16 protein-coding genes are annotated in these 12,365 nt (G+C 69.8%); 10 read left to right on the top strand and 6 right to left on the bottom strand.

What is annotated here, in order from left to right; translation table 11 throughout:
* Window positions 1-45: 45 nt before the first annotated feature.
* The 7 genes from VNR19_RS06240 (at window position 46) to VNR19_RS06210 (ending at window position 3,408) form a co-directional block, all read left to right on the top strand.
* Complete coding sequence (locus tag VNR19_RS06240; protein ID WP_325033445.1) at window positions 46-240, top strand: hypothetical protein; 195 nt, start codon at window positions 46-48, stop codon at window positions 238-240.
* A 189-nt stretch (window positions 241-429) separates the two neighbouring features.
* A complete protein-coding gene (locus VNR19_RS06235; RefSeq protein ID WP_325033446.1) occupies window positions 430-993 on the top strand; it encodes an alpha/beta fold hydrolase in 564 nt (187 codons plus the stop codon).
* Window positions 994-1,055: 62 nt separating this feature from the next.
* Window positions 1,056-1,292, top strand: a complete 237-nt coding sequence (locus VNR19_RS06230) for a type II toxin-antitoxin system Phd/YefM family antitoxin (protein ID WP_325033447.1) — start codon at window positions 1,056-1,058, stop codon at window positions 1,290-1,292.
* Window positions 1,289-1,675 carry a type II toxin-antitoxin system VapC family toxin gene (locus VNR19_RS06225; protein ID WP_325033448.1) on the top strand — a complete coding sequence of 129 codons (387 nt, stop codon included), beginning with the start codon at window positions 1,289-1,291 and terminating at the stop codon, window positions 1,673-1,675. The genes VNR19_RS06230 and VNR19_RS06225 overlap by 4 nt, the downstream gene beginning before the upstream one ends.
* On the top strand, window positions 1,672-2,316 hold the full coding sequence (locus tag VNR19_RS06220; RefSeq protein WP_325724952.1) for an SRPBCC family protein: 645 nt from the start codon (window positions 1,672-1,674) through the stop codon (window positions 2,314-2,316). The genes VNR19_RS06225 and VNR19_RS06220 overlap by 4 nt, the downstream gene beginning before the upstream one ends.
* Complete coding sequence (locus tag VNR19_RS06215) at window positions 2,313-2,981, top strand: DUF4166 domain-containing protein (RefSeq protein ID WP_325724950.1); 669 nt, start codon at window positions 2,313-2,315, stop codon at window positions 2,979-2,981. The genes VNR19_RS06220 and VNR19_RS06215 overlap by 4 nt, the downstream gene beginning before the upstream one ends.
* A gap of 43 nt (window positions 2,982-3,024) precedes the next feature.
* Window positions 3,025-3,408 carry an MmcQ/YjbR family DNA-binding protein gene (locus VNR19_RS06210; RefSeq protein WP_325724948.1) on the top strand — a complete coding sequence of 128 codons (384 nt, stop codon included), beginning with the start codon at window positions 3,025-3,027 and terminating at the stop codon, window positions 3,406-3,408.
* 2 nt (window positions 3,409-3,410) lie between these two features.
* Here the strand turns inward: VNR19_RS06210 and VNR19_RS06205 are convergent, their stop codons facing one another.
* Window positions 3,411-4,145, bottom strand: coding sequence for an EI24 domain-containing protein (locus VNR19_RS06205; protein WP_325724946.1), 735 nt, complete (start codon window positions 4,143-4,145; stop codon window positions 3,411-3,413).
* A 275-nt stretch (window positions 4,146-4,420) separates the two neighbouring features.
* Here VNR19_RS06205 and VNR19_RS06200 point away from each other — a divergent pair, with 275 nt between their 5' ends.
* On the top strand, window positions 4,421-4,705 hold the full coding sequence (locus VNR19_RS06200) for a GlsB/YeaQ/YmgE family stress response membrane protein (RefSeq protein WP_325724944.1): 285 nt from the start codon (window positions 4,421-4,423) through the stop codon (window positions 4,703-4,705).
* A gap of 67 nt (window positions 4,706-4,772) precedes the next feature.
* On the opposite strand, the gene VNR19_RS06195 is transcribed toward VNR19_RS06200, so the two are convergent.
* Window positions 4,773-5,357: a flavin reductase family protein gene (locus VNR19_RS06195; RefSeq protein WP_325724942.1), complete on the bottom strand. Its 585-nt coding sequence runs from the start codon at window positions 5,355-5,357 to the stop codon at window positions 4,773-4,775.
* A 135-nt stretch (window positions 5,358-5,492) separates the two neighbouring features.
* Here VNR19_RS06195 and VNR19_RS06190 point away from each other — a divergent pair, with 135 nt between their 5' ends.
* Window positions 5,493-6,338, top strand: a complete 846-nt coding sequence (locus tag VNR19_RS06190; protein WP_325724939.1) for a DNA-formamidopyrimidine glycosylase family protein — start codon at window positions 5,493-5,495, stop codon at window positions 6,336-6,338.
* Window positions 6,339-6,365: 27 nt separating this feature from the next.
* On the opposite strand, the gene adhP is transcribed toward VNR19_RS06190, so the two are convergent.
* The 4 genes from adhP to VNR19_RS06170 form a co-directional block, all read right to left on the bottom strand.
* Window positions 6,366-7,385, bottom strand: a complete 1,020-nt coding sequence (gene adhP, locus VNR19_RS06185) for an alcohol dehydrogenase AdhP (RefSeq protein ID WP_325725016.1) — start codon at window positions 7,383-7,385, stop codon at window positions 6,366-6,368.
* 269 nt (window positions 7,386-7,654) lie between these two features.
* The gene (locus VNR19_RS06180; protein ID WP_325724937.1) at window positions 7,655-8,233 is read right to left on the bottom strand and encodes a carboxymuconolactone decarboxylase family protein; all 579 of its coding nucleotides are present in this window, start codon (window positions 8,231-8,233) and stop codon (window positions 7,655-7,657) included.
* Between the two features lie 88 nt (window positions 8,234-8,321).
* Window positions 8,322-9,863 (bottom strand): DHA2 family efflux MFS transporter permease subunit, encoded by a 1,542-nt coding sequence (locus VNR19_RS06175; RefSeq protein ID WP_325724935.1) that lies wholly within the window; start codon window positions 9,861-9,863, stop codon window positions 8,322-8,324.
* Between the two features lie 177 nt (window positions 9,864-10,040).
* A complete protein-coding gene (locus VNR19_RS06170) occupies window positions 10,041-10,262 on the bottom strand; it encodes a hypothetical protein (protein WP_325724933.1) in 222 nt (73 codons plus the stop codon).
* A gap of 83 nt (window positions 10,263-10,345) precedes the next feature.
* Between VNR19_RS06170 and VNR19_RS06165 the strand changes: the two genes are divergently transcribed.
* Complete coding sequence (locus VNR19_RS06165) at window positions 10,346-12,352, top strand: ABC transporter ATP-binding protein (RefSeq protein WP_325725014.1); 2,007 nt, start codon at window positions 10,346-10,348, stop codon at window positions 12,350-12,352.
* Window positions 12,353-12,365: the final 13 nt, after the last annotated feature.

Genomic DNA, 12,365 nt, shown 5'->3' with positions numbered 1-12,365 from the left:
GCCAGGAGTACGCTCGCGCCCGAGGGACGACCGAGGGAGGACGCGATGGCCGAGACACCCGCGGACCCGCCAGACCTGACCGGCACGGTGGACGAGCGCCGACGTCAACTCGACGCGCTCGCGGCGGCGGGGCCGCTGAGCGCGGAGTGGCTGCGACGCCAGCTGGAGGCCGCGCTGGACGCATGGGCGAGCGAGGAGTCCGAGCTGGATGTCGACAAGGAGCGCAAGGTCGACTTCTGACGTCGGTGCGAGGCATCCGAGGACGATTGCACGGGATAAAGTCCAGGTCAAGCGCGATAACCGGATCGGGACGCGTCGACGGTCTGGTAGATTCGATCAGCCTCGCACCCATCCCCGTCGATCGCCGCGGCATCGCCGTGCGCGCGCGGAGCGAGACACGAACTTCCCGCACGAGAGGACTCCACGCACGTGACCGACAACAGCACCGTCGACGCGGACAGCCGCCCGATTCCGTACGTCGAGGAGGGGGAGGGGCCGGTCGCGCTGGTGCTCATCGCCGACGGCGGCCTCGACGGCGATCCGCTGAGCGTCGTGTCGCACTACCTCGCCGAGGAGGCGGGCTTCCACGTCGTGCGCGTCGGCACCAGCTCCGACTCCGAGAGCTTCGACGAGCGCGTCGCCGACGTGACGTCCGTGCTCGACCGCCTCGGGCTCGAGCACACGTGGATCGGTGGACACGGATCGGGCGGCACCGTCGCGCGCGCGTTCGCCGCGTCGCACGCCGATCGCGTCAACGGCCTGCTGCTGCTCGGCGTTGAAGAGGCCGAGATCCCGCTGGCTCCGGTCATCCCCGTGCTCATCATCCAGGGCACGGAGGACGAGGTCACGCCTCCGGCCAACGGCGAAGCGCTCCGTTCTACTGCTCCCGAGCGCGCGAGCGTCAAGAACATCGAGGGCGCCGGGCACCTTTTCCCGCTGACGCACATCATGGACACCGCCGTCATCATCGAGGAGTACCTCGACTGGGACTGAAACGTGGACAAGCCCCTGGCCCTTCTGGTCTAGTCCACTAGACTTAGTCCAGGAGGTGGGTCGTGGTCATCAACATTCACGAAGCGAAGACGCACTTCTCGCGCCTCGTCGACAGGGCGGCGGCGGGCGAGACCGTGGTGGTCGGTCGTGCCGGCAAGCCCATCGCGAAGCTGACCCGCCTGGACTCTCCCGATCGGGTGCAGAGGCTGGGCTTCCTCAAGGGGCAAGCGCAGATCCCCGACGACTTCGACGACTGGGGCCGCGATGAGATCCTCGACCTCTTCGAGGTCGGAGAGTGAGGCTGCTCCTCGACACCCACCTGCTTCTGTGGGCCGCGTACGAACCCGAGAAGCTGGCTCCTGCTCTTCGGAACGAGCTGACTGATCCCTCGACAGAACTCGAGTTCAGCTCAGCGAGCATCTGGGAGGTCGCCATCAAAGTCGGGCTGCGCCGTCCGGACTTCGTCGTCGACCCGCGGGTCCTGCGCACAGGCCTGATCGACAACGGGTATCGCGAACTGCCCGTCACGAGCGCGCATGCGGCTGCCGTCGTCGACCTGCCTCCGCATCACAGCGATCCGTTCGACCGGATGCTCGTCGCCCAGAGTCGCCTCGAGGGAATCGTCCTGCTCACCCGGGACCGGCTCGTCGCTCAGTACGGACCGCCGACGAGGCTCGTGTGAGGCAGCGCGTGCGCCGCGCCGGTATCTACGTCGAGACCGTCATCCGCGCGGACATCGCCGAGGTCTGGCGGCGCACGCAGGATCCGGCCGCACACGTCCGGTGGGACATCCGGTTCTCCTCCATCGAGCCGACGGGCGAGGCGGATGCCGGCGCAACACGGTTCCGGTACACGCGACGCACTCCGTTCCACATCGTCGAGGGCACCGGGGTGAGCCTGGGCGAGGTCGAGCGCCCCGACGGCACGCGCACGTCGGCGCTGCGGTTCGCGACCGACGACGTGCTGTCGCCCATCCGATCCGGTCGCGGGTACTGGCGTTATGTGCCGACCGACGGCGGCACGGCCTTCATCACCGGGTATGACTACGAACCCGGATGGTGCGTGCTCGACGTGCTCGTGCGCCCCCTGCTGGGATGGGCGACGGCGTGGAGCTTCGACCGTCTTCGGGTGTGGATCGAGACCGGGGTGCCGCCGGAGCGGTGGCCACTGTGGAGTGTCGTGTGGTGGTGGCATTTGGATCGGCCTCGCGCGCGGCGCTGCCGCCGCAGACCCGTCTCGCGACCACGGCGCGCCGACCACCTCGTCGATGCGCCCGCGACCCTGGCACAATTGCCCGACCCGAGTCCGGAGGCGGTTCCGTGACCTCGATCTTCGAACGCGCCCTCGGCGAGGACTTCCAGCGGCTGCACCCGATGATGCGCCGCCGGTTCGGCGTCGGCCTGACGTCGGGCGAGGCGTGCGTCGGGCGAGGGGTGATGACGACGATCCGGCGCGGGCCGTGGTGGACGGTGCCGTTCCTGCAGATCGGGCGGATGCGGAACATCCTGGTGCCCGACACGGGCAGCGATGTGCCGTTCGCGATCGAGAACTACCCGTACCTCGACCCGCTCGGACGCGAGACCGTGACGTTCGTGCGTGAGTACGAGATCGCGGGCAAGCGGCGCCGGTTCGACGCGACGATGGTCCTCGATGGGGGTCGCATCCTCGACTACCTCGGCACGCACCAGCACCTGGCCGTCGACCTGGACCTGCACGTCGACGATGAGGGCGGGCTGCGGCTCACCTCGGACGCCCAGCGATTCCATGAAGGGCCGATCGCGTTCCGGTTCCCGATGCTGTTCAGCGGCCGCGCGACGCTGCACGAGTACTTCGACGACGCCGACGGCCTGTTCCACGTCGATCTGGAGGTCCACAACCACCGATTCGGCTTCCTCTTCGGGTACCGGGGGGCGTTCGAGTGCGAGTGGATCCCCGCGACGGATGCGCCCGAGAGGCTCAAGCCAGTCCGGCACGAGCGGAGGACGTGAGCGCAGGCCCACGGGTGTCCGCGGTGCGGGATACTCTCGGGCGGTGCCGACTCTCGACGACGTGCGCCGCATCGCCGGCAGGCTTCCCGGCAGTGAGGAGCGTGCGACCGCGGGCGGCGCCGCGTGGTTCGTGCGCAGCAAGCTCTACGCGTGGGAGTGTCACCCGTGGCCGAGCATCCCCGACGACATGCGCGCGATCGTGGCATCCGAGCTCGTCGTCGCCGTGAAGGTCGCCGACGAACTCGACGCTCGCGCGCTCGTCGAGATGGAGCCCGACGTGTTCTTGCGCACCACCACGCGGTGGAGCGAGCCGAAGGTGGCGTTCCGGATGGCCCGGATCGACGAGCAGCACCTCGCCGAGCTCGTGACCGAGGCGTGGCGCGTGCAGGCGCCGAGATACCTCCGCGGCGAGTTCGACACGACGTGATGTCAGGCGCCGTCGCTCTCGAGCAGGGCCCGTGCGAGCAGCGTCGACCCGGCGACGGCCGCGGGCATCGTCGCGACGGCGCCGAGCGGAACGAGGAAGCACAGCTGAGTCACGACGCCGAATCCGAGCACCCGAGCCCGGTGCGGGCGCATCACGCGTCGGCGTTCGCGGCGTGCCATGCCGCGGGACGTGAGCGCCCGCGCGGTGAGCTCGTCGGCGACGAGCCATCCCGTCGCGGCGATGCCGACGATCGCGCTCAGCACACCGCCCACGGCGGGGATGAGCCCGAGCAGCGCGGCGACGAGCGCCACCCCGATGCCTCGCACGATGAGCGAGATGCCGTCGCCGACGGAGCGCCAGAAGCCGTAGTCCTTCTCGGCGCGCGTGTCGCCGAGCTCGTCCTCGATCGCCTTCCAGATGCGCTCGTAGAAGGGGTCGCCGACCACGAGCGTGACCGCCGTGAACGACACGACGACCAGCACGAGCGCGGCTCCGAACACCGCCGTGCCCACCGCCACGCGCATGACGATCGCCCACACGCTCGGCCACCCGTCCGCGAACGGAGTGAGCGCGTCGGCGATCCCCGGCAGGAAGATCGCGAGCGCGACGAGAGCCGCCAGGAAGAGCATCCCGACGATCGCCGCAGGAACCAGCCCCAGTGCCATGAGCCCCGGTCGTCTGCCCCAGTACGCGAACCCGCGTCCGAGATACGACATCCCTCTGATGAACTCGCGCATGCGCCTCCCAGCCTAGGGGGAGGGACGACGGATGCGCTGGGCGTCAGGCATCCGTGGTCATCGGGCTGCCGACCCGCACGAGGTTGCCGCTGCGGTAGAGGACGGCGAGTTCGGCCATGGACGCAGGCTACAGCGCCCGCGAGCGCGCGATGATAGCGCCTCACGACCCCTTGTGGGTAGGGCCCGAGCAAACGAAGCCGCGATTCGTAGCCTGGTCTCCGCCCCGACTGGGGGCCGGACCGCTCGCCCGGTTTCACAAGACGAAGGAGAGAGAAATGCTCTGGACCATCCTCGGTCTCATCATCATCGGATTGATCGCGGGGCTCATCGCACGCGCCGTCATCCCCGGAAAGCAGAGCATGGGCATCCTCATGACGATCGTGCTCGGCATCGTCGGTTCGTTCGTCGGCGGCTTCCTCGGCTTCCTCATCTTCGGCGCCGACCCGGAGGGCGGCTTCCTGCAGCCGGCCGGCATCATCGGCTCGATCATCGGCGCGATCATCGTGCTCGGCCTCTACGTGTTCTTCGCCCGCCGCCGTGGGGGTACGCGCTCCGTCTGACTCGGGCGCACCGCCGCCCGCTGAGCCCCGTACGCCGACGCGGGGTGCCCGCCTCGGGGATCACGCATCACACGATGCGGGACTGCTCCCCGAGGCGGTGCCATGTGCGGTTGTGGTAGACGAGCGCGTTGCCCGCTTCGCCCGGAGCCACGTCGCGCGCGATCGTCGCCTGCACGCCCTGGGCGGCGATGATCGTCGAGTCTCCCGCGTCCATACGGCTCACGACCGCGCATCGCACCCACGCGCGCACGCCGCGGAACACGGGCTCGCCGGTCGGCAGCGGCGCCCACGCGTCGCGGTCTGCGAAGCGGTCCACGCCGCTGGCCGCTCCGAGTCGCGCGAGATCGAGGTCGTCGGCGTCGAGCAGGTGCACGACGATCGTGTCGGCCGCCGCGATCGTCGGCGTCGCCGACGACAGGGCCGAGATCGAGAAGATGAGCAGCGGCGGGTCGACGCTCACGGACGACACCGACGACGCCGTGAGCGCGACCGGCCCGCCGTCGCCGTGCGCCGTGATGACGGCGACGCCGGAGGGGTGGCCTCGGAAGAGCGCCTTGAAGGTGTCGGCAGACAGAGATGCGCCGGGTCCGTGCGCCGGCGCGGAGGCGGCGAAGTCGGGTGCCGGGCGGGCTGCCGGCTGCGGAGACGTCATGCCTTCGACGGTAGTCAGGCTGCCTGCGAGTCGGCTCGACGGGACGCAACACGGCGAAACCCGGCGTAGAGGGGCGTCACGGATGCCGCATCCGGCGCCCGTGCCGATGTCGCACACCGGTGCCAGGATGGGTCCATGCCGGAATCACCCGAGGTGCAGGCGCTCGCGGACTTCCTCGGCGAGCGGGCTGCGGGGCGCAGCATCCGCGATGTCGACGTCGTCGAGTTCCGCATCATCAAGACCCGCACCCGACCCCCGGCGAGTCTCGTGGGCGACCGTGTCGCGGGGGCCACGCGGCACGGCAAGCACGTCGACCTCGCGTTCGATGACGGGCAGCACCTCGTCGTGTCGCTCGGTCGCCACGGGTGGATCGCGTGGCATGACGACGTCGCCGCCGCGGCAGACGCGGAGCCGCCGGCGGAAGACGCACCGGCCGTGCTCGCGCGCTTCGCGCTCGACGACGGAAGCGGCTTCGAGCTGACCGACGCGGGCTCGTGGGTCTCGCTCGGCGTCTTCGTGGTCGACGACGCCTCCGAGGTTCCCGCGATCGCGAAGCTCGGGCCCGATCCCGCCGATCCGGCGTACACGCGCGCCGATTTCGACCGAGCCGTCGTGGGGCGTCGCAAGCAGATCAAGGCGATCCTGCAGGAGCAGGAGTCCATTGCGGGCATCGGCAACGCCTACTCCGACGAGATCCTGCACGCGGCGAAGGTCTCGCCGGTCGCCCACGCCGCCGCTCTCGATGCCGAGGCACTCGACCGCCTCTACACGGCGACCGTGTCCACCGTCCGAGATGCGATCGCCGCGCGGCACGGTGTGCCGATCGACCGGCTCAAGGCGGCCAAGACCGCCGCGATGCAGGTCCACGGGCGAGCGGGCGAGACCTGCCCCGTGTGCGGGGGCGAGATCCGTGAGTTCTCGTTCGGCAGTACGACAGCCGAGTACTGCCCGACGTGCCAGACCGACGGCGCGATCCTCTGACCGCACCGTCGGCCCCCGTCGCCGCCGTCAGCCCTTGGCGTAGCTCATCACGATGCGCCCGTCGATCTTCCCCTCTTCCATGCGCTCGAAGATGTCGTTGATGTCATCGAGCGTCTCGATGTGGACGGTCGGCTTGATGAGGCCTCGGGCGTAGAAGTCGAGCGCCTCCGCCATGTCCTGTCGCGTGCCGACGATCGAGCCGCGCACGGTGATGGCGCGCAGAACCGTGCTGAAGATGTCGGCGGGGAAGTCTCCCGGCGGAAGGCCGACGAAGACGACCGTTCCACGGCGGCGGGCCATGCCCGTGGACTGTGCGAACGCCATGGGGTGCACGGCCGTCACGAGAACGCCGTGCGCCCCGCCGATCTGCTCCTGGATGGCTGCGACAGGATCCGTGTCGGCGGCGTTCACGACGACCTCGGCGCCGTGCTTCCTGGCGAGCTCGAGCTTCGCGTCGTCGATGTCGACCGCCGCGACGCGCATGCCCATCGCGATCGCGTACTGCACCGCGATGTGCCCCAGGCCGCCGATGCCCGAGATGACGACCCATTCGCCCGGCTTGACCTCGGTCACCTTGAGCCCCTTGTACACGGTGACGCCCGCGCACAGGATCGGCGCGACCTCGACCGGGTCCGAGCCCTCGGGGATGCGCGCCGCGAACCGCTCGTCGACGAGCATGTACTCGCCGAAGGAGCCGTCGACGCTGTACCCGCCGTTCTTCTGCTGCTCGCAGAGCGTCTCCCAGCCGGTGCGGCAGTACTCGCACGAACCGCACGCACTCCACAGCCAGGCGTTGCCCACGAGGTCACCGACCTTGAGCGTCGTGACCCCGACGCCGAGCGCGACGACCTCGCCGTAGCCCTCGTGTCCCGGGATCAGGTCGGCCTTCGGCGGGACGGGCCAGTCGCCGCGTGCCGCATGCAGGTCGGTGTGGCACACGCCGCTCGTGATGACGCGCACGAGCACCTCGCCGGGGCCCGGCGTCGGGATCGGCACGTCCCGCACCTCGAGCGGCTTGTCGGGCGCGACCACCACGGCCGCGCGCATCGTGGACTCTGCAGGGACGGACATCTTGTTTCACTCCTTCGACGACTGCTCCCCTGAGGCTGACGCTATCGGAGCGGTCGACGCCCGTGTTGTGACGTTGGTCCCGCCGGTCTCAGGCATGCTTACGATGGAGGCATGACGACGTCGCAGCTTCCCACCCCGAGCCTTCAGCCCATCGCAGACGAGAAGAATCTCCTCGCGCCCGCCGAGTCGGGCGCATCCTGCTGCGGGGGCGGATGCTGCAGCACCGAGTGACGCCGATCGTCACCTCATCTCGACAGAGGTGACAGAAGCGCCTCCTTCACACGCGGGCTGAGCCCTGGTACGTCGTCGAGGGGCACCGCGAGCGCGAGGAGCGCGCGACTGAAGTAGTTGCGCGCAGCGGCGGCGAGCGCGATGTCGACGATCTGGCGATCGGAATAGCCGTGGTCGCGCAGGTCCTGGCTGTCGGCGTCGGTCATGGCCGCGGCATCCGTCGACACCTTCGCCGCGAACCGGACGACCGCGGCGTCGCCGGGCGCCAGCGGACCGTCGTCGTCGCCGCGTGCGATCTGCACGACCTCGTCCTCATCGAGCGCCTCGGTGCGCAGCGACCTGCGACCGTGCGCCAAAAGGCAGTGCCCGGACTTGAGGGCGGCGGCCGCGCCGAGCGTCGCGAGCTCGTACGTGCGCAATCCGATCGAGGGGACGACCGCCCCGACGAGCGCCTCGAACGCCTGCTCGGCCTCGGGATTGACGGCCATCGCGCGCGTGTGGCCGAAGACGAATCCATCGCTCTCGAGGTCTTCGCGGTACTTCTCGGCGACGATTCCCTCGGCGGTGGCGGGGTCGGGTGTCGCGACGATCATGCTCATCCTCCGTTTCGCGGGCGCGCGCCAAGAATGGCACCGCCCTCTCGATACGTCCAGAGGGCGGTGCCATCACGGCTGATACCGCTCAGTGTGCGGCGGGCGCTCCGACCGCCGCGTCGGCGGGCTTGCGGATGAGGAACGCGCCCACGATCAGCGGCAGCGACAGGATCGCGGCGATGAGGAACGCGGCCCTCGTGCCGGCGGCGCCGGCCGCGGCATCCGACAGTCCCGACTCGGCCGAGGACGCCGTGACCGCCGACATGACGGTGATCATGAGCGCGATGCCGGCCGCACCCGCGACCTGCTGGGTCGTGCCGACGACCGCCGACCCGTACGAGTAGAACTTCGGGGTCAGCGACGCGAGCGACGCCGTGAACAGCGGCGTGAACGACAGCGCGAGACCGATCGAGAGCACCGTCTGGGCGATCGCGATCGTCCAGATCGAGGTGAACTCGTCGAACGTCGTGTACAGCCACAGCATGCCGCTCGCGATGAACGCGCCCGGGATGAGGAGCACGCGCGTGCCCCAGCGGTCGTAGATGCGGCCGATCACGGGGCCGAGGAGGCCCATCGCGAGCGCACCGGGCAGCACCGTGAGGCCTGTCTCGAACGGCGAGATGTCGAGGACGCTCTGCATGTAGAGCGGCAGCGTCGTGATCGCGCCGAAGAACGCCATCGCCAGCAGCGCGATCTGCGCCATCGAGAGCGAGAAGTTCCGCGAGCGGAACACGCGCAGGTCGAGCAGCGCGTCGTCGTCGCGCTGAAGCACCAGCTGACGCCAGATGAACAGCGCGAGGGCGATGCCGCCCACCACGAACGAGACGATGAGCGACACGGTCGACAGCGTCTCGGCGGCCTGCGCCGCGGCGCCGGTCGCGCCGTGCGACGCCCCGCCGCCGATCTGGCTCAGACCGTACACGAGCCCGCCGAAGCCGAACGCCGACAGCACGACCGACAGCACGTCGATCGGGGCGCGGGTCGTCTCGCCGAGGTTGTGGATCCACCGCGCGCCCATCGCGAGCGCGACGAGCGCGATCGGCAGCACGACTCCGAAGATCCAGCGCCAGCTGAGGTTGTCGAGCAGGAAGCCGGACAGCGTCGGGCCGATCGCCGGCGCGAGCGACATCACGATGCTGACGCGCCCCATCATGCGTCCGCGCGCGTGCGGCGGTACGACGGTCATGAGCGTCGTCATGAGCAGCGGCATCATGATCGCGGTGCCGGATGCCTGGATCACACGCGCGACGACCAGGAGCGGGTACCCGGGCGACACCAGCGCGACGAGGGTTCCGAGCGAGAAGAGGCTCATCGCGGCGATGAACACGGCTCGCGTCGTGAACCGGCGCAGCAGGAAGCCCGTGATCGGGATGATCACCGCCATCGTCAGCATGAACGCGGTCGTCAGCCACTGCGCCTCGACGGCGGTGATGCCGAGGTCGCCGATGAGATGCGGGATCGCGACGCCCATCGTCGTCTCGTTGAGGATCGCGACGAACGCGGCGGCGAGCAGCAGCCACACCACGCGGCTCTGTTCGGGGGCCAGCAGCGGTCCGCGCGACGAGGCGGGGGCGCCGGTCTCGGGCACGCGGATGCTGTCGGTGCCCGGTCGGGTTTCGGTGGTGGCCATAGAGAGGTCTCCTCGATGCTCGGCGGGCGCTTCATCGAGCGCCGTGGGCCGGCGCACCCAGCGCACAACCGCGCCGGGAGCGATCACATTCCCACTCAGGGAAGAATTTCTTGTGCGGGATTCGTCCCGCGGGAAGGGGAGCCCGTGGAGCGGGCGGGGGATTCGCGCTTCTCGCCGTCAGGCGTCGCGTGGCTCGGTGTGCGGGCGAGGCGAGGGGGCGTCCCAATCCTCGGAGCCGATCGCGTCGGTCGGCTCCGGGTCCGGAATCTCTTCGGCCACCGTCTCGGGGACTCCGAGCGTGTCCTCGGTGGGCGGAAGCTTCTTGAGCTCGTCGATCTCCGCACGCAGCTCGGCCAGGTCGCTTCCGTCGTGCTGCGGTGTGTCGGGCGTCGAGTCCATGGAGGAAAGCTTAGACGGTCCGCGTGGTCGGGTCAGCCCCGATCCCGGTGTCCGCGCGTGTGGTTAGGCTGGCGCGCATGAGCATGGGCGGACGAGGGGGCGGGGCCGGGGGCGGACCCTCGTTCCGCGGCGTCGACATCGAGGCGCAGAAGAAGCTCAACGCCGAGGCGCCGAAGATCCCGAACCTGGGGCGGCGCGTCGTGTCGCTGTTCCGCCCGTACATCGGGCGCCTGGTCTTCACTGCACTGCTCGTCATCGCGGGTGCCGGCGTCGCCGTGATCCCGCCCCTCATCGTTCAGCGCATCTTCGACGACGCGCTGTTCCCGCTCGACGGCTCGGCGCCCGACATCCCGCTGCTGTGGCGGCTCGTCGTGCTCATGATCGCGCTGTTCCTGCTGTCGGCGGCACTCGGCGTCGTGCAGACGTGGCTCACGTCGACCGTCGGCAACCGGGTGACCGGCGACCTCCGCATCCGCCTCTTCGATCATCTGCAGGCGATGGAGCTCGCGTTCTTCACGCGCACGAAGACCGGGGTCATCCAGTCCCGCCTGCAGAACGACGTCGGGGGCGTGTCGGGTGTGCTCACGAACACGATGACGAGCATCCTCGGCAACGTCGTCACCGTCATCGCGTCGCTCGTGGCGATGATCATCATCGACTGGCGGCTCACGATCATCGCGGTCGTGCTCATGCCGTTCCTCATCGTCGTGCAGCGCCGGGTAGGACAGGTGCGTGCCCGGATCGCGGGCGAGACGCAGGAATCGCTGTCGGAGCTCACCGCCATCACGCAGGAGACGCTGAGCGTGTCGGGCATCCTGCTGTCCAAGTCGTTCAACCGGCAGAGCACGGAGTCCGGCCGCTACCGGGAGGAGAACGCGAACCAGGTCCGCCTCCAGGTGCGGCGCGCGATGAGCGGTCAGGGCTTCTTCGCCGTCGTGCAGGTGCTCATGGCGAGCGTCCCCGCGATCATCTACCTCGTGTCCGGCTACCTGGTGACCGGCGGCGTCGACACGATCACGGCGGGCACGATCGTCGCGTTCACGACCGTGCAAGCGCGTCTGCTCATGCCGCTCATGGGCCTCATGCGCGTCGCGCTCGACCTGCAGACTTCGGCTGCGCTTTTCGCCCGCATCTTCGAGTACCTCGACCTCGTGCCGGCGATCCGCGACGCGCCCGACGCCATCGATGTGTCGGAGGCCCCGGGTCCGCTCGGCCGCATCGAGTTCCGAGACGTCGTCTTCCGGTATCCGGATGCCGCGCCTGACACGCGCCCGACCCTCGACGGCGTCTCATTCGTCGCCGAGCCCGGACAGCACGTCGCATTCGTCGGCCCGTCCGGCGCGGGCAAGACCACGATCCTCTACCTCACGCCGCGACTGTACGAGGCATCCGGCGGCGAGGTGCTGTTCGCAGGCGCCGACGTGCGGCGGCTCAAGCACGAGTCGATCATCGACAGCGTCGGGATCGTGTCGCAGGAGACGTACCTCTTCCACGCGACGATCCGCGAGAACCTGCGCTACGCGAAGCCCGACGCGACCGACGCCGAACTCGAGGCGGCGTGCCGCGCGGCGAACATCCACCACGTCATCTCGAGTTTCGAGCAGGGGTATGACACGATCGTCGGCGAGCGCGGCTACCGCCTGTCGGGCGGTGAGAAGCAGCGCATCGCGATCGCGCGTGTGCTGCTGAAGGATCCGCCTGTGCTGCTGCTCGACGAGGCGACCTCGGCGCTCGACACGGTGTCGGAGCGCGTCGTGCAGGAGGCGCTCGATGCCGCCGCGCGCGGCCGCACGACGCTGTCGATCGCGCACCGGCTGTCGACCGTCATCGGGGCGGACGTCATCCACGTGGTCGAGGCCGGGCGCATCGTGGAATCCGGCACGCACGCCGAGCTCATCGCGCAGGGCGGCCTGTACTCCGAGCTCGCCGCAGAGCAGCTCGCGGCCTCGCGCATCCTCGAGGCCGAAGAGGCGCAGCCGCCGGCGGCGCATCCGGAGCGTCGCGCCGACCTGCCGCCGGACGATCCGCAGCTCGTCGCGGACGACGCGACGGACGGGCGCCCGTGGGCGCACCTCGGCGACGAGTTCTGATCCCGCCCGACCG

It is taken from the genome of Microbacterium sp., assembly GCF_035556355.1.
Lineage (GTDB): Bacteria > Actinomycetota > Actinomycetes > Actinomycetales > Microbacteriaceae > Microbacterium.
This window is presented reverse-complemented; position numbering and strand designations above follow the sequence as displayed.